We start from the raw sequence: 16747 nt of genomic DNA on the forward strand, positions 1-16747 counted from the left end.
TTACGGCAAAAACAGATCGACCTTGCGGAAGGCCGTGACGTCGATGATGCCGATGTCGGAAATGCGCAGTTCGGGGATGACGACGAGGGCGAGCAGCGAGTGCTGCATATAGGCGTTGTTGAGCGTGCAGCCCATGTCGCGCATGGCGGCGGCGAGCTTCGCCGCCTTCCCGGCCACCACCTCGGCCCGCTCGTCCGACATCAGGCCGGCGATCGGCATCTCCACCAGCGCCAGCTCCTTGCCCCTGGAGATCATCACCACGCCGCCGCCCACCTGGCCCAGCCGGTTCGCCGCCTTGGCCATGTCGTCCTTGTTGGTGCCGACGACGATCATGTGGTGCGAATCGTGCGCCACCGTAGAGGCCATGGCGCAGTCCTGCGTGTAGCCGAAGCCGGAGACGAAGCCGTTGGTGACCGCACCCGTGCCGCGATGGCGCTCCACCAGTGCGATCTGGCAGACGTCGTTGCGCCGGTCCATCGCCACCATGCCGCCGGTGACTGGAAGCTCCGCGGAAAGCGCACGCGTCGGCGCCTGGTTTTCAATCACGCCGATGACGCGCGCCTTGACGTTGCGCGCGCCTTTCGGCGCCGGGATGTCGAAATCGTCGGCTACGAGGCGCTTGCCGAGCCGCACCGTCTTCTTGGCCGTCGCCGGATAGGCGTAGGCGGGGATTTCCACCTCCAGCTTGCCGTCGCGGGCAAGGCGTACGCCGCGCGCGTAAACCTCATCGATGACAAGCGCGGCCAGATCCGAGACAATGAGGAGATCGGCGCGCCTGCCCGGTGTGATCGAGCCCAGCTCGCGTTCCAGCTTGAAGTGCTCGGCCGTGTTGACGGTCGCCATCTGGATCGCCGTCACCGGCTTCAGCCCTTGCGCGATGGCGTGGCGCACGACGCGGTCCATGTGCCCCTCCTGCACAAGGGTGCCGGAGTGGCTGTCGTCGGTGCACAGGATGAAGTTGCGCGGGTCGAGCCCCTGCTCCGTCACCGCCTTGATCTGGCTTGCCACGTCGTACCAGGCCGAGCCGAGCCTCAACATCGCCTTCATGCCCTGGCGTACGCGGGCGATGGCATCCTCCATGCGCGTGCCTTCGTGGTCGTCCTCCGGCCCGCCGGCGACGTAGCCGTGGAAGGCGCGGCCAAGCTCCGGCGAGGCGAAGTGCCCGCCGACGGTCTTGCCGGCCTCGACCGTGGCGGCGATCTCGCCCGCCATCACCGGGTCGTTGGCGGCCACGCCCGGAAAATTCATCACCTCGCCGAGGCCGATGATGTTGTCCCAGCCCATGGCCTCGGCAACGTCCTCGGCGCCGAGTTGGGCGCCCGCATTCTCCAGGCCCGGGGCGGACGGCACGCAGGAGGGCATCTGCACGTAGACGTTGATCGCCTGCGCTAGCGCCTCGTCGTGCATCAGCCGCACGCCTTGAAGCCCGAGGACATTGGCGATCTCGTGCGGGTCGATGAACATCGACGTGGTGCCGTGCGGGATGACGGCGCGGCAGAACTCCGTCACCGTCACCATGCCGCTTTCCACATGCATGTGCGCGTCGCATAAACCCGGCACCAGATAGCGGCCCCTGGCATCCACCACCTTGGTCTTGTCGCCGATGGCGTGGCTGGCGTCCGGCCCGCAATAGGCGAAGCGGCCAACGGCGATGGCAAGGTCGGTACCGGGGATAACCTCCCCCGAGTGAACGTTGACCCAGCGCCCGTTGCGCACCACCAGATCGGCGGGCTTGCGCCCCATGGCCACATCGACGAGCAGTGGCGCGACGGCGCTCCAGGGTTTCGGTTTCTTGGAAAGGTCCGCGGCGGAAGCTGGCATGGTGGTCTCCTTCGGCCGCACTTTCGCAAACCTCCCGGCGCGATACCACATAATTCAGGAGGCCACATCAGGGCCGCATAATTCAGGGGGTTGTCAGTATCGTGCTTGCATCATGGCCGATGCAGTCCCACATCAACCGCTTCTATAGCTAAATCCGGAGGGACACGGATGAACGTCGCCACGCAGACGATCAACCTCGCGGCCTATCTGCGCCGTGTAAAATACGAGGGCCCGCTGGAGCCGACGCTGGAGACGCTTGCCGCCCTCCACCTTCACCATCCCCTCGCCATCGCCTTCGAGAATCTCGACCCGCTTCTGCAGCGCCCGGTAAATCTCGACCTGGCTTCACTTCAAGAGAAGCTTATCTTCGGTGGCCGCGGCGGCTATTGCTTCGAGCACAACCTGCTTTTCATGCATGTGCTTTCGACCCTTGGCTTCCAGGTTTCGGGGCTGGCCGCGCGCGTTCTATGGGGCCGCCAGGAGGATGCCGTCACGCCGCGCGGCCACATGCTCTTGCGCGTCGAACTTCCCGAGGGCACCTTTCTCGCCGACGTCGGCTTCGGCGGGCTGACGCTGACCGCGCCGCTGCGCCTTGAGGCGGGGCTCGAGCAGGAAACCCCGCACGAGCGCTTCCGCCTCGACCGCGATGGCGACACTTGGCGCATGCGCGCCGATATCGGCGGCGAATGGCGCTGCCTCTACCGCTTCAGCCTGGAAGAGCAGTTCCCGGTTGACTACGAGGTCACCAATTACTTCCTGTCGACCAGCCCGGCCTCGCACTTTCGGCATTCCCTGATCGCCGCGCGCCCCACGCCCGAGGGCCGCTATGCGCTCCTCAACAACCGCCTGAACGTCCACGGCGGCAACGGCTCGCGGCGCGAACTGACGGAAGCGGAAGAGATCGAGGCGGTGTTGTGGGATATCTTCGGCATCGACGTGCCGGAGGGACTGCCGGAGGCGCTGAAGCGCGAGGCGATCGCGTGAGAGCCGGCCGCTGAACGCCGACGCTCCCAACGGCGGTCCTACGGACTGTCCCACTCGGGCGAAAAGCCGTAGTCGCAGAGGCGCCGCCCGGCGCTTCTCAGGCGGCTGATCGCCGCCATCTCGCCGGCGTCGAGCGAGAAGTCGAAGATGCCGGCATTTTCGGCCAGTCGCTCCTTGCGGCTGGTGCGCGGGATGACGGCGACATCCTCCTGCTCAAGGTGCCAGCGAAGCACGATTTGCGCCGGCGTTCTGCCGTGGCGCGCCGCCGCCTCGGCCACCGCCGGCTCATCGAGAAGCGCGCCGCCGCGATAGATGGGGCAATAGGAGACCATGGCCATGCCGTTCTCTCGGCAGGCGGCGTGCACCTTGTCCTGGTTGAGATAGGGATGGTACTCGACCTGATTGGCCACCAGGGGCGCCTCGGACAGGCGCACCGCCTCCGCCAGAAGCCGCGAGGGGAAGTTGGAGACGCCGATATGGCGCGTGAGCCCCTCTTCGCGCACGCGGTTGAGCGCATCCATGGTCTCGGCCAACGGAACGGCCGGGTTCGGCCAGTGAACGAGCAAGAGGTCGACATGGTCGAGGCCAAGGCGCTCCAGGCTCTCCGTGGCCGAGCGCTTCAGGTCGGCGGCCGCAAGGTCAGTCCACCACACCTTGGTGGTGAGGAAGATATCGCCGCGCGGAAGGCCCGCGTTCCTGATCGCCTCGCCCACTTCCTGCTCGTTTCCATAGATCGCGGCCGTATCCACATGCCGGTAGCCGATGCCGAGCGCATGGCTGACGAGATCGGTGCAGGCGCGGCCTTCAAGCGTCCACGTCCCCAATCCGATTGCCGGTATCTCCGCGCCGTTCACCGATAGCGTTTTCATCCTTTCCCCTTTTAGGCCGTGGGCGCCCCGCAAGCCGCCGTCAGCCATTGAACGTCCCCGAATATTATGCGTTCCTGTCCGAACTGTCTCGTTCTGGACTGTCGTCCAGGATTCATAGCTTGGATTTGAGGGCGTATGAAACCGCAGCCGGCGCAGGCGATACATCGGCGGATCGAACTCATCGACATCGCCCGCGGCACCGCCCTGGTCGCCATGGCCATATACCATTTTACATGGGACCTCGACTTTTTCGGCTATATCGAGCCCGGCACGTCGGTGACCGGCGGATGGAAGATTTTTGCCCGCTCCATCGCCAGTTCCTTCCTGTTCCTGGTGGGCGTCGGCCTTTTTCTGGCGCATGGGCGGGGGATCCGCTTGCGCTCCTTCGCCAGAAGGCTGGCGATGATCGCCGTTGCGGCAGCGGCGATCACGGCAGTGACCTATTTCGCCACGCCGGATGCCTTCATCTTCTTCGGCATCCTGCACAACATCACGCTTTCGAGCGTGCTCGGCCTCCTTCTCCTGCGGCTGCCGGTTGCCGCGCTCCTGGCGCTGGCGGCGGCCGTCATCGCCGCGCCGCACTTCGTGCATGCGCCCTTTCTCGACCAGCCGGTCTTCTGGTGGACAGGGCTTTCGCGCAACGTCCCCGGCTCCAACGATTATATCCCCATCTTTCCCTGGTTCGGCGCCGTGCTCCTGGGCATCGCGGCAGCCAAAGCGTCGGCGCGCGCGGACCTCTTCACCCGCATGGCGGGGTATGCGCCGGCGAGCCGCGTGCCGCTCCTCGGGGCGGCCGGGCGCCACAGCCTCGCCTTCTACCTGCTGCACCAGCCGGTGCTGTTCTCCAGCGTGTGGCTTTTCGCCCAGATCATGCCGCCGGCCGCGCCCGACCAGGGGCAGCTCTTCCTCGAAGCGTGCGATAGCCAGTGTGCGGTCGAGCACGAGGAAAATTTCTGCCGCGCCTATTGTGCCTGCGTGATGGAGGCCGCGACGGCCGAGAACCGGCTCGGCGAACTCTACAATCCACGGCGCAGCGAGGCGACCCAATCCTGGCTGGAGGATGTTGCCTTTCGCTGCAGCGTAGAGAACAATGGATAAGGCTTGCGGACGTCCGCGCAGCGGTGACGCAGGATGGGAGGAGACGAAGTCATGAGCGATTCGGCCGAGGCTCCAAGCCGCATTCCCTGGCCGCCGATCCTCTACCTCATCGCCGTCGCGGTCGGCGCGGCACTGAGCTATGCCGTGCCCCTGCCCTGGCTCGGCCCGCCCCTTTCGGACCTCCTTTTCGCCGTTGGCTGGCTTCTGGTCGCGGCGACCATCCTCATGGACATCGCCGCCATACGGGCGCTACGGCGCGCCAACACGACCATCAATCCAACCAAGGTCGCCGACCATCTGGTGACGGGTGGCCCCTATGCCTTCAGCCGTAATCCCCTTTATTTGGGCAATACGGCGCTGATGTTCGCCATCGGCATGATTGCCGGTGCGCTGTGGTTTTTCGTCTTCGGCATCCTCGCGGCATACGTCACGCAGAAGCTCGCCATCGAGCCGGAGGAGCGGCACCTGGCGCTGCGCTTCGGCAAGCGCTACCGCGATTATCAGAAGAAGGTGCGGCGCTGGTTCTGAAGCAAGCTCAGGTCTTAACACCAAGCTCGGCCAGCCGCTCCACGCAGGCCTCCTCCGCCTGGTCCAGCTCCTGCAACGTGTCTTCCAGATCGCGGCGCTTCTGGCGCAGGTTCTGCCGCTTTTCCTCGATCTTCTGGATCATCAGGTGCAGCTGCGCCACCTCGCCGGGCGGCGTTCTGTAGACCTCGATGATCTCGCGGATCTCGTTGATGGAGAAACCCAGCCGGCGGCCGCGCAGGATCTGGCGCACCAGGTGCCGGTCGGAAGGGCGGTAGAGGCGCGTGCGCCCACGGCGAGCGGGGTGGATGAGCCCTTCGTCCTCGTAAAAGCGCAGCGTGCGTGTCGAGATGCCGAATTCGCGGGTGAGTTCCGTGATCGTGTAGTATTCCCGCATGCGCTCGCCAGACTCGCTTTCCCAAGAGGGGCGACACTGCCATCTGATTTACGTAAAAGTCAATTCGCGCCGCGCACTTTCCCGCCATTGGTCCGACCCAAGCTATTAATCCGGTGGGGCGATTTGTCCTGACAGAAGGAGACCATCTGTCAGGATCGCACCACCAGGACAGCCGATACCGCGCCCTGGCCCTACCGGCCCCACCGCCAGCAAGGCTACGGCTCACCTGTGAACGCCCGGAGACCTGCCATGCTTCAGTCCTTGCCGGCCGCCGAGGAGCGCCGGCCAGACGACATCCATTCCTGGCTGCGGCTGGCCCTGTGCCTGCTGCTCGGCACGATTGGCAGCGTGGGCATGTGGGCGGTGGTGGTGGTTCTGCCGAGCGTGCAGGCGGACTTCGCCGTGGAACGGGCCGATGCCTCCCTGCCCTATACCGCCGCCATGATCGGCTTTGCCGCCGGCAATGTGCTGATCGGGCGCTATGTCGACCGCATGGGCGTGGCACTGCCCGTGGCGCTTGCGGGCGCGGCACTGGGGAGCGGCTTCATCCTGTCGTGCTTCGCGCAGTCGGTCTGGCAGTTCGCCCTCCTGCAGGCTCTGGTGGGTTTCGGCGCCTCGTCCACCTTCGGCCCGCTGATCGCCGACATCTCGCACTGGTTCGAGCGCCGGCGCGGCATAGCGGTGGCGGCTGCGGCCAGCGGAAACTACCTGGCCGGCGTCGTCTGGCCGACGGTCATCAAGCTCATGCTCGCCGGCACGGGCTGGCGCGTGACGTTTCTATACATCGGCGTCTTCTGCATTGTGACGATCGTGCCGCTGGCGCTGCTCCTGCGTCCGCGCCCGCCCGCCGCCTCGCCGCTCGGCAGCGACGGGATGCCCATGGGCCTGCGGCGGCGGGCCGGGCCCAGCCCCTTCTCGCCGCCCGTCCTGCAAGGGCTTCTGATCGTCGCTGGCGTGGCCTGCTGCGTGGCGATGTCGATGCCGCAAGTGCACATCGTCGCCTATTGCGTCGACCTCGGCTACGGCGTGGCGCGCGGGGCGGAGATGCTGTCCCTGATGCTGGCCGGCGGCATCGTCAGCCGGCTCGCCTCCGGCTTCATCGCCGACTATATCGGCGGCGCGCGCACCGTGCTCATCGGCTCGGTGCTGCAGTGCCTGGCACTGATCCTCTATATTCCCTGGGACGGGCTGGCCTCGCTTTACATCGTGTCGCTGGTCTTCGGGCTCTCGCAGGGCGGCATCGTGCCCTCCTACGCCATCATCGTGCGCGAATACCTGCCGGCACGCGAGGCGGGGCAGCGGGTCGGCATCGTCATCATGGCGACGATTGCCGGCATGGCGCTGGGCGGATGGATGTCGGGGTGGATCTACGACCTCACCGGCTCCTACCAGGCCGCCTTCCTCAACGGTATCGCCTGGAACCTTCTCAACATCGCGGTGATCCTTTTGATCCTCCTGCGCCGACCGCGCACCGCGCCGGCGGCGGCTTAGGGAACCAACCTCACCCTCTAGACAAGCCCGAACCACCAGGTGGCCAGGCCGAGGAAGGCGAAGAAGCCGAAGACGTCGGTCACCATGGTGACGAAGACCGACGAGGCGATGGCGGGATCGGCGCCTGCCTTGTTGAGAAGCAGCGGGATCAGATTGCCCGCGACCGCGGCGGCGAGCATGTTGAAGATCATCGCCGCGCCGATGATGCCGCCGAGCTGGACGTTGTGAAACCAGATGGCCGCCACCGTGCCGACGATGACGGCCAGCGTTACCCCGTTCAACAAGCCGACCAGGATCTCGCGCCGGATGATGCGGCCGGAATTGTAGATATCGAGGTCGCGGGTGGCGAGCGCGCGCACGGTCACCGTCATCGTCTGCGTGCCGGCATTGCCGCCCGAGGACGCCACGATCGGCATCAGCACGGCGAGCGCCACCATCTGCTCGATCGAGGCATCGAAAAGGCCTATCACGGAGGCGGACATCAAGGCCGTGACCAGGTTGACCATGAGCCACGGCACACGCGAGCGCGAGATGGCGAGTACGGTATCCGACAATTCCTCGTCGCCGACGCCGCCCATGCGCATCAGGTCCTCCTCGGCTTCCTGCGTGATGACGTCGACCACGTCGTCGATGGTCAAGACGCCGACGAGGCGCTCGTTCTCGTCGACGACGGCTGCCGAAAGCAGGTCGTACTGCTCGAAGATCTGCGCCGCCTCCTCCTGGTCCATGGTGGCGGGGATGGCATGGCGCGTCTCGCGCATCACGTCCTCGATCTTCACGCCACGCTGGGTGCGCAGGATGCGGTCGAGATCGACGGCGCCGACGAGGCGGAAGGTCGGGTCGATGACGAATATCTGCGAGAAGGAATCGGGCAGGTTCTGCTCCTCGCGCATGTAGTCGATGGTCTGGCCGACCGTCCAGAAAGGGGGGACGGCGACGAACTCCGTCTGCATGCGCCGGCCGGCCGTCTCCTCGGGGTAGCCGAGCGAGCGGCGCAGGCGCACGCGCTCGGTGAAGGGGAGCTGCGCCAGGATCTCGTCCTGGTCTTCCTGCTCGATGTCCTCGAGGATGTAGACGGCATCGTCCGAATCGAGGTGCTGGAGAGCCTTGGCGATCTGGACGTTGGGCAGGCTGCCGACGATGTCGAGGCGGATAGCCTCATCGACCTCCGTCAGGGCCGTGAAGTCGAACTCCTCGCCCATGAGCTGGACCAGCGCCCGGCGCTGCTCCGGCATCAAGGCCTCGAGCAGGTCGCCCACCTCGGACTGGTGCAGGGTGCCGACATCCTGTTTCAGCGTCAGCGTGTCTCGGTCGGCGATGGCGGCGCCGATATGCGCAAGGAAGGGGGCGGCAATGACCCCGTCCTCGCCATAGATGCCGCGCTCCGGCGCGTCGGCCGGGGTGCCGTCAATCCCTTGCGTTTCCGGCTCGCTCAACGGCGCTCTCCTCGGTTTTGACCCTGAAGCCGGTCCGGTTCACGATGCGGCACCTGTAGCGCGCGCCCGGCGCGAATACAAAGCCTGTCGCAGGCAATGCCGCAATAAGATTTGCAAAGGGCTTCGCCAGGGGAAAGGAGCAGCGTTGCCCACGCCGTCCACAGGCAATTGCATGAGGCGGAAACGGCGGTGCCGCCGCTTGCGATCGGGTGCTACCGAACGGCGGTCTTTTTACGCCGATTTGGCATATGTCAGGCTTGTTTCGCGGAAAGCGATTTGCTACATGCGCCGTGGCCGGTGGCAACCGGCCTTTCGTTGCGTGCGGTCGTGGCGGAATTGGTAGACGCGCAGCGTTGAGGTCGCTGTGGGGCAACCCGTGGAAGTTCGAGTCTTCTCGACCGCACCAATTTTTCTCCCGCCTCATATAGCCCACCCGTTGAGAGCCTTGTGCTTAACGGGTGAGTTTGTCTGACTGCCGCCGCATCGCCCGTCGTTGCTGGACCTTTTTGCTCTTTCGAGGTCATATGCCGGCATGGAGAAGAGACGATGAATGAGACGGCCGCACCTGCTCAGGCCTTTCACCCGCGCGAGGCGGCCCCGCCGGTGGAGTGGCGCGTCGAACCCGGGCTGACCCCTTATGAGACGGCGCTTGCCTTCATGGAAAGCCGCGCCGACGCCATCCGCGCCGGCGAGGCGGGCGAGATGGTGTGGCTTGTCGAGCACCCTCCCCTTTATACGGCGGGCACGAGTGCGGCCCCGGAGGACCTGCTCGATGCTGGGCGCTTTCCGGTGCACAAGGCCGGGCGCGGGGGCGAATACACCTATCACGGGCCGGGTCAGCGCGTGGCCTATGTGATGCTCGATCTGAAGCAGAGGCGCGAGGACGTGCGCGCCTTCGTCACCGCGCTCGAGGAGTGGATCATCGCCAGCCTGGCGCGCTTCAACGTCAAGGGCGAGCGGCGAAAAGGCCGCGTCGGCGTGTGGGTCGTGCGGCCGGACAAGCCGCCGCTGCCGGACGGCACGCCGATGGAGGACAAGATCGCCGCCATCGGCATCCGCCTGCGCCGCTGGGTGAGCTTTCACGGCATCGCCGTCAATGTCGAGCCGGACCTTTCGCATTACTCGGGCATCGTGCCTTGCGGGATTCCCGGCTTCGGCATCACCAGCCTGGTCGATCTCGGCTTGCCGGTGACGCTGGCCGATTTCGACGTGGCGCTGAAACAGGCCTTCGAGGAGGTTTTCGGGCCGGCAGAAGCCGGGCGGGACGGGGCATTGGCAAGGAGTGCGTGACATGCAGGAGAAGGGATTGACCGTAGGCGCGCTGGCGCTGGGTGTGGGGCTGGCGCTTGGCCTGCCCGCCGCGGCCCAGCAGGCAGCCGATACGCTGGCGCCGGAGATCGCCAGCGGCAGCGAGGAAAGGACGGTCGTCCCGGCGCGCCGGCAGATGGTGGCGGCGGCCAACCCGCTCGCCGCGGAGGCCGGGCTCGAAGTGCTGCGGCAGGGCGGAAGCGCGGCGGACGCGCTGGTGGCCGTGCAGACCATGCTCGGCCTCGTCGAGCCGCAATCCTCCGGCCTTGGCGGCGGCGCGTTCCTCGTCTGGTACGATGGGGAAAGCGGCGAGATCACCACCTTCGATGGCCGCGAAACCGCGCCCATGGCCGCCTCGCCCGAGCTTTTCCTCGATGAGAAGGGCGAGCCGCTCGCCTTCTTCGACGCCGTCATCGGCGGCCGCTCGGTGGGAACGCCGGGCACGGTGCGGCTGATGGAGACGGTGCACGAGCGCTATGGAAAACTCGACTGGGCGGATGTCCTGACGCCGGCTATCGAACTGGCCGAGGAGGGCTTCGCCGTTTCGCCGCGGCTTCACACGCTGATCGCCAACGACCGGGGCAAGCTCGACCAGGAGGATGCGGCGCGGGCCTATTTCTACGACGCGGACGGCGAACCGCTCGCCGAGGGCACGCAGCTCAAGAACCCGGAATACGCGCAGACGCTGCGGGCGATCGCCGAGGGCGGCTCAAAGGCCTTCTATACGGGCGAGATCGCCGAAAAAATCGTCGCCGCGGTGCGGGACCACCCGACCAATCCGGGTCTCCTCAGCCTCGAAGACCTGGCGGCCTACGAGGTGAAGGAGCGGCCGGCCGTCTGCGCACCCTATCGCGGCTATGAGGTCTGCGGCATGGGACCGCCCTCCTCCGGCGCTTTGACCGTGGGGCAGATCCTCGGCATGGTCTCGCATTTCGACCTTGCAGCACTTGGGCCGGACGACCCGGAGAGCTGGCGCATCATCGGCGATGCCACGCGCCTCGCCTTTGCCGACCGCGGGCTCTACATGGCCGACAGCGACTTCGTCTCCATGCCGAAGGGGCTTTTGAACGAGGGCTATCTGGAGAGCCGCGCCGCCCTCCTGCGCCGGCCGACGGCGCTTGGCGAAGACGAGGTCGAGGCCGGCTCGCCGCCCTGGGACAAGGCCGAATTGCGCATCCCCGGTCTCGAGCCCGAGCGCCCGTCCACCTCGCATTTCGTCATCGTCGACGAAGACGGCAACATCGCCTCCATCACCACCACAATCGAGAACGGGTTCGGCTCGCGGCAGATGGCGGCGGGGTTCCTGCTCAACAACGAACTCACCGACTTCTCCTTCGCGCCCGACAGCGACGGCGAGGCCGTGGCCAACCGGGTGGAACCGGGCAAGCGCCCGCGCTCCTCCATGGCCCCGACGATCATCCTCGAAGACGGAGAACCCGCCTTTGCGCTCGGATCGCCCGGAGGCTCGAACATCATTCCCTATGTCGCCAACGCCATCATCGCGCTGATCGACTGGGACATGGACATGCAGCAGGCGATCTCCCTGCCGCACCTGACCAACCGCTTCGGCACCTACGCGGTGGAAGCCGGCACGCCTGCCGAAGCTTTCGCAGACGAGCTTGAAGCGTTCGGCTTCGAGGTGGACATCACGGACCTCACCTCCGGCCTCCACGGCGTCGCCTTCACGCCCGAAGGGCTGGAGGGCGGCGCCGACCCGCGGCGCGAAGGTGTGGCCGTGGGCGACTGAGGCCTGCCGGTCCCCTTGACGTTTCGAAAGGGCCGCCTCCGCGCGGCCCTTTCCTTTCTACATCTACAGCGCACCGATCCAGGTGGCGACGACGACGATGAAGGAGCTGACGGCAACCAGCGAAGCAACATCCTGAATGAGATCGGCCATGGGACTCTCCTGTGGATAAGCGCCAAATGATCTTGATATGATCCTTATATGTTCTAGTTATGTTCTTGTCAACAGGGTTGCCCGATACCTGCTGTGGAGCCGGCCGGGAGCGTTAACGGTGGGTAAAAGGGATATCCCGTGACCGGGGATGGATGGTTTGGCGTATAAGGAAACGGGAGGCCCGAATATGAACCGGGTTCCTGACGAGAGGCACGGGGCAAGGACGCGGTAGGCGTAGCGCGGAGGTCGAACGGGTGAAGGTCAAACGGATTGTCGCCAACATCGGCACCGAGGAAGTCGCGGCGGCGCAGCGCTTCTATGGAGACGTGCTGGGCCTCGACGTGCTCATGGATCATGGCTGGATCGTCACCTACGGTACGCGCGAAGAGGCGCGTATCCAGGTCAGCTTCGCCGTCGAGGGCGGCTCGGGAACGCCCGTGCCCGACCTGTCCATCGAGGTGGACGATCTGGAGGCGGCGCTGGAGCGCGTGAGGAAGGCCGGGTTTGCGGTGGAATACGGGCCGGCGGACGAGCCCTGGGGCGTGCGGCGGTTTTTCGTGCGCGACCCGTTCGGCAGGCTCGTCAACATCCTCATCCATGCCTGAGGCGGGACGCTGTGGATTGTTGAACCTGCGCATCGTGCCTTCCGAAAGCCGATTCCGGTTTTCGGGCCTATGCGCTAGCGGACACCGGCGCCTAGATCATTTCACCGTTTCACAGAAACGATGAAATGATCTAACCTTTTGATTTTACGCAATTCCGAACGGAAAACCGGTTTCCACTTTTCCTGGAATTGCTCTATGCTGGCATGTCCACCACCTTGCCTTCCGAAAGCGTCACGCGGCGGTCCATGCGGGCGGCGAGGCCTTCGTTGTGCGTGGCGATCAGGGCGGCGAGGCCGGACTGGCGCACCAGCGCCTCCAGCGCCTCGAACACGTAGCCCGCCGTCGTCGGATCGAGGTTCCCCGTCGGTTCGTCGGCCAGAAGAACGAGCGGCGCGTTGGCGACGGCGCGGGCGATGGCCACGCGCTGCTGCTCACCGCCGGAAAGCTCGGCCGGCCGGTGGGTGGCGCGATCGCCGATCTTCATATAGGCGAGAAGCTGGTCCGCCCGTTCCATCGCTTCGGCCGGTTGGAGGCCGGCGATGAGCTGCGGCATCATCACGTTTTCCCGAGCGGAAAATTCCGGCAGGAGGTGGTGGAACTGGTAGACGAAGCCGATCTCGCTGCGGCGGATCGCCGTGCGCCTGTCGTCCGAAAGGCCGGCGCAGGACTGGCCGTTGACGACGACGTCGCCGCCGTCGGGATGCTCCAAAAGGCCGGCGATATGCAGGAGCGTCGATTTTCCGGTGCCGGACGGCGCCACCAGCGCCACCATCTCGCCGGGCGTCAGCGTGAAATCGGCGCCGCTGAGGATGGTCAGTTCCTTCGGCCCCTGCACATATCGGTGTTCGACTGCTTTGAGTTCCAGCACGCTGTCGGCCATCTATTCCTATCTCAAACTATTCGTATCTCAGGGCTTCGACGGGATCGAGGCGCGAGGCGCGCCAGGCGGGAAAGAGCGTGGCGAGGAAGGACAGCAATAGCGCCATCAGCACCACGGAAAACGTCTCGCCCGTCTCCATGTCGGCCGGCAGTTGGCTGAGGAAATAGACTTCCGGATCGAAAATCGTCGTGCCGGACAGCCAGGAGAAGAACAGGCGGATCGATTCCACGTTGAGGCAAAGCAACGTGCCGAGGATGAAGCCGGCGATCGTGCCGGCGACACCGATCGCCGCCCCCGCCATCAGGAAGATGCGCATGATGGCACCGCTGGTCGCCCCCATGGTGCGCAGGATGGCGATGTCGTGCCCCTTGTCCTTCACCAGCATGATCATGCCGGAAATGATGTTCAAGGCCGCCACCAGCACGATCATCGTCAGGATCATGAACATGACGTTGCGCTCCACCTCGAGCGCGGAGAAGAAGGTTTGGTTGCGCTGGCGCCAATCGCTGATGGAGACCGGGCGCTGGGCCGCTTCCTCGACCAGCGGCCGCAGCGCGTCCACGTTGTCGGGGTCGTCGACGAAGACTTCGATGATCCGCGCCAGGCCCTCCACATTCAGGTAGAGCTGTGCTTCCTCGATGGGCATATAAACGAGGGAGGCATCGTATTCCGACATGCCGATCTCGAAGATCGCCGTCACCGGATAGGACTTGACGCGCGGCGTCGTGCCGAAGGGCGTGACGTCGCCTTCCGGCGAGACCAGCGTAATGGGATCGCCAAGCGCAATGCCCAGCGTCTGGGCGAGGCGCGAGCCGACCGCCACCCCCTCCCCGGCGGCGAAATCGATCAGCGAGCCGTGGCGGATGTGCTCTGACACGAGGTCCATCTCGGTGAGGTCCTCGGCGCGCACGCCGCGGATGAGGGCGCCGGTGCCCTGGCCGCTGCGCCCGCTCGCCAACACCTGCCCCTCCACCAACGGGACGGCGAGCTTGACGCCCGGCACTTCAGCAATGCGCCCGGCAACGGCTTCGTAATCGTCGAGCGGCAAATCGACCGGCTGCACGATCAGGTGGCCGTTGACGCCGAGGATGCGGGTGAGCAGCTCGGCGCGGAAACCGTTCATCACCGCCATGACGACAATCAGGGTGGCCACGCCCAGCATGATGCCGATGAAGGAGATGGAGGCGATGACGGAAACCACCGCCTCCTTGCGCCGCGAACGCAGATAGCGCCAGGCGACGAGACGTTCGAACCGCGAGAAGGGCCCGGCCTCTGCGTTGGCGTTGACGCTGGCTTCCGCGGTCGCGCTCATGCGCTGGCGCCGAACCTGTCAGCCACCGATGCAACCGGCATCGCCTCGCGTTCACCGGTGGCGCGGTTTTTCACTTCCACCTCGCCGCCAGCCACGCCGCGCGGGCCGACGACGATCTGCCAGGGCAGGCCGATCAGATCGGCGGTGGCGAATTTGGCGCCGGCGCGCTGGTCGGTGTCGTCGTAGAGCACATCCCGGCCAGCCGCCGTCAGCCCGGCATAGAGTTCCTCGCAAACGCGGTCGCACGCCGTATCGCCCACCTTCATGTTGACGAGCGCCATGTCGAAGGGCGCGACACTTTCCGGCCAGATGATGCCGTTGTCGTCGTGGCTCGCCTCGATGATGGCGGCCGCGAGCCGGCTCGGCCCGATGCCGTAGGAGCCCATGGAGACGAAATGCTCCTGCCCGTCCGGCCCCGTAACGCTGGCCTTCATGGGTTTGGAATATTTGGTGCCGAAGTGGAAGATATGGCCCACCTCGATGCCGCGCGCGGAAAGCCGCTTGTCCTCCGGCACGTCGGCCCAGGCCGCCTCGTCGTGCATGTCGTCCGTCGCCGCATAGGGCGCGGTCCATTCGGAGACGATGCCGGCGATCTCGGCGTCGTCGGCGAAATCCACATTCTCCCCCGGCACGGAAAGGCCGAGGAAGTCCTTGTGGCAGAACACCTCGCTCTCACCCGTTGTGGCGAGGATGATGAATTCGTGGCTCAAGTCGCCGCCGATGGGGCCCGTCTCCGCGCGCATGGGAATGGCCTGCAGCCCGAGGCGCGCGAACGTTCTCAGGTAGGCGACGAACATGCGGTTGTAAGCCGCCTTGGCGCCTTCAAAATCCAGGTCGAAGGTGTAGGCGTCCTTCATCAGGAACTCGCGCGAGCGCATGACGCCGAAGCGCGGGCGCACCTCGTCTCGGAACTTCCACTGGATGTGGTAGAGGTTCAGCGGCAGGTCCTTGTAGGACTTCACGTAGGCGCGGAAGATGTCCGTCACCATCTCTTCGTTGGTGGGGCCGTAGAGCATCTTGCGCTCGTGCCGGTCGGTGATGCGCAGCATCTCCTTGCCGTAGTCGTCGTAGCGGCCGCTCTCCATCCAAAGGTCCGCCGACTGGATGGTGGGCATCAGGATTTCGTGCGCGCCGGCACGGTCCTGCTCCTCGCGGACGACCCGGCACACCTTGTCGAGGACGCGCTTGCCCAAGGGCAGCCAGGAGAAGCTGCCGGCGGCCTGCTGGCGGATCATGCCGGCGCGCAGCATCAGCCGGTGCGAGACGATTTCCGCCTCGCGGGGATTCTCCTTCAGGATGGGCAGGAAGTAGCGCGACAGTCGCATGAACCGGTCCGTGAGCATGAGGGGGCGGAATCATCCCCGCCAGAGATATCGTCAGGCTTCTTAGCTATTTCATGACGGGTTGAAAACCCGGCGCTTACCCCACCTCCCCCGCCCTCTGCGTGACCAGCCGGCGAACGAGAAGGCTAAAATGGTAACTGGGCTGTGGTAACGCAAAATTTTTCGTGACATTGCGTCGAAACTTAGTCTAATGTACCCATCACAAAATAAGAGAGCGGAAGCTTAATCCGCATCTCATTACGCGGTCAAAAGTCTTGGGAGGATACGGTCCTGGCGCGGGCAATCGCAGCCGCCGTTTAACGAAACGGAAACGGATCGGACGCGTTTAGTTGCAAGGCCTGGTGCCTTGCATTTTTTTTGGGGCATACGCCCGCTTTCCTCCCCAGAAGTCCTGGCCTCCCCAGAAATCCTGGCCTCCCCAGAAGTCCGATGCTCCTTAGAAGTCCGGCACGATGCGCGGGATATCGTCGAAGGAATAGCCCAGCACGCGCGTGACGACGTAGAAGACTGCGACGACGGCTGCCGTCAAAAGGGTCGCGCGGACGACCGCCCGCAGCATATGGGGGCCGCGCGGGGCACTCGAGGTCGTGCCGAGAACGACATTGTTCTCGTCGTCCTGGGTGCGCAGGCCGACCGGCAGTGAGAGGAACAGCATCACCCACCAGACGATGAAGAAAACGGCGGCGAGCGATATCCAGGTCATTCGGGTGTCTCCGTTGCGGGCACGGCGCGGATGCCGGGCGCTTCCAGCCCGGCCTGCCAGCAGACCGAAAATAGCCGT

Annotated in this window: 15 protein-coding genes and 1 tRNA gene; 8 read left to right on the forward strand and 8 right to left on the reverse strand. The window is 65.4% G+C overall.

The window, feature by feature from the left end; all coding sequences use genetic code 11:
* Positions 1–1821, reverse strand: a complete 1821-nt coding sequence (gene ade / locus GPJ75_RS17270) for an adenine deaminase (RefSeq protein ID WP_163269591.1) — start codon at positions 1819–1821, stop codon at positions 1–3.
* 168 nt (positions 1822–1989) lie between these two features.
* Between ade and GPJ75_RS17275 the strand changes: the two genes are divergently transcribed.
* Positions 1990–2805, forward strand: coding sequence for an arylamine N-acetyltransferase family protein (locus GPJ75_RS17275; RefSeq protein WP_163269593.1), 816 nt, complete (start codon positions 1990–1992; stop codon positions 2803–2805).
* Positions 2806–2843: 38 nt separating this feature from the next.
* Here the strand turns inward: GPJ75_RS17275 and GPJ75_RS17280 are convergent, their stop codons facing one another.
* Positions 2844–3674, reverse strand: a complete 831-nt coding sequence (locus tag GPJ75_RS17280) for an aldo/keto reductase (protein WP_163269595.1) — start codon at positions 3672–3674, stop codon at positions 2844–2846.
* A 135-nt stretch (positions 3675–3809) separates the two neighbouring features.
* Here GPJ75_RS17280 and GPJ75_RS17285 point away from each other — a divergent pair, with 135 nt between their 5' ends.
* Both GPJ75_RS17285 and GPJ75_RS17290 read left to right on the forward strand, forming a co-directional pair.
* Positions 3810–4772 (forward strand): heparan-alpha-glucosaminide N-acetyltransferase, encoded by a 963-nt coding sequence (locus tag GPJ75_RS17285; protein ID WP_163269597.1) that lies wholly within the window; start codon positions 3810–3812, stop codon positions 4770–4772.
* 51 nt (positions 4773–4823) lie between these two features.
* Positions 4824–5300 carry a methyltransferase family protein gene (locus GPJ75_RS17290; protein ID WP_163269599.1) on the forward strand — a complete coding sequence of 159 codons (477 nt, stop codon included), beginning with the start codon at positions 4824–4826 and terminating at the stop codon, positions 5298–5300.
* 7 nt (positions 5301–5307) lie between these two features.
* On the opposite strand, the gene GPJ75_RS17295 is transcribed toward GPJ75_RS17290, so the two are convergent.
* A complete protein-coding gene (locus GPJ75_RS17295; protein ID WP_163269601.1) occupies positions 5308–5694 on the reverse strand; it encodes a MerR family transcriptional regulator in 387 nt (128 codons plus the stop codon).
* A 249-nt stretch (positions 5695–5943) separates the two neighbouring features.
* Here GPJ75_RS17295 and GPJ75_RS17300 point away from each other — a divergent pair, with 249 nt between their 5' ends.
* Positions 5944–7185, forward strand: coding sequence for an MFS transporter (locus tag GPJ75_RS17300; RefSeq protein WP_163269603.1), 1242 nt, complete (start codon positions 5944–5946; stop codon positions 7183–7185).
* Between the two features lie 17 nt (positions 7186–7202).
* On the opposite strand, the gene mgtE is transcribed toward GPJ75_RS17300, so the two are convergent.
* Entirely contained in the window at positions 7203–8621 is a 1419-nt protein-coding gene (mgtE, locus tag GPJ75_RS17305) for a magnesium transporter (RefSeq protein ID WP_163269605.1), read from the reverse strand.
* A 321-nt stretch (positions 8622–8942) separates the two neighbouring features.
* Here mgtE and GPJ75_RS17310 point away from each other — a divergent pair.
* From GPJ75_RS17310 to GPJ75_RS17325, 4 genes are all read left to right on the forward strand, one after another.
* Positions 8943–9027, forward strand: a tRNA-Leu gene (locus tag GPJ75_RS17310).
* A 140-nt stretch (positions 9028–9167) separates the two neighbouring features.
* Positions 9168–9911, forward strand: coding sequence for a lipoyl(octanoyl) transferase LipB (lipB, locus tag GPJ75_RS17315; protein WP_163269607.1), 744 nt, complete (start codon positions 9168–9170; stop codon positions 9909–9911).
* A gap of 1 nt (position 9912) precedes the next feature.
* The gene (gene ggt, locus GPJ75_RS17320; RefSeq protein WP_163269609.1) at positions 9913–11676 is read left to right on the forward strand and encodes a gamma-glutamyltransferase; all 1764 of its coding nucleotides are present in this window, start codon (positions 9913–9915) and stop codon (positions 11674–11676) included.
* Positions 11677–12080: 404 nt separating this feature from the next.
* Positions 12081–12431 (forward strand): VOC family protein, encoded by a 351-nt coding sequence (locus tag GPJ75_RS17325; RefSeq protein ID WP_163269611.1) that lies wholly within the window; start codon positions 12081–12083, stop codon positions 12429–12431.
* A gap of 193 nt (positions 12432–12624) precedes the next feature.
* On the opposite strand, the gene GPJ75_RS17330 is transcribed toward GPJ75_RS17325, so the two are convergent.
* From GPJ75_RS17330 to GPJ75_RS17345, 4 genes are all read right to left on the reverse strand, one after another.
* Complete coding sequence (locus GPJ75_RS17330) at positions 12625–13311, reverse strand: ABC transporter ATP-binding protein (RefSeq protein WP_159586346.1); 687 nt, start codon at positions 13309–13311, stop codon at positions 12625–12627.
* A 16-nt stretch (positions 13312–13327) separates the two neighbouring features.
* Positions 13328–14623, reverse strand: a complete 1296-nt coding sequence (locus GPJ75_RS17335) for a lipoprotein-releasing ABC transporter permease subunit (RefSeq protein WP_159586345.1) — start codon at positions 14621–14623, stop codon at positions 13328–13330.
* Positions 14620–15948 (reverse strand): proline--tRNA ligase, encoded by a 1329-nt coding sequence (gene proS / locus GPJ75_RS17340; RefSeq protein ID WP_159586464.1) that lies wholly within the window; start codon positions 15946–15948, stop codon positions 14620–14622. The genes GPJ75_RS17335 and proS overlap by 4 nt, the downstream gene beginning before the upstream one ends.
* 454 nt (positions 15949–16402) lie before the next feature.
* The gene (locus GPJ75_RS17345; protein WP_163269613.1) at positions 16403–16669 is read right to left on the reverse strand and encodes a DUF1467 family protein; all 267 of its coding nucleotides are present in this window, start codon (positions 16667–16669) and stop codon (positions 16403–16405) included.
* Positions 16670–16747: the final 78 nt, after the last annotated feature.

It is taken from the genome of Chelativorans alearensis (assembly GCF_010993735.1).
GTDB classification, from domain to species: Bacteria; Pseudomonadota; Alphaproteobacteria; order Rhizobiales; family Rhizobiaceae; genus Chelativorans; species Chelativorans alearense.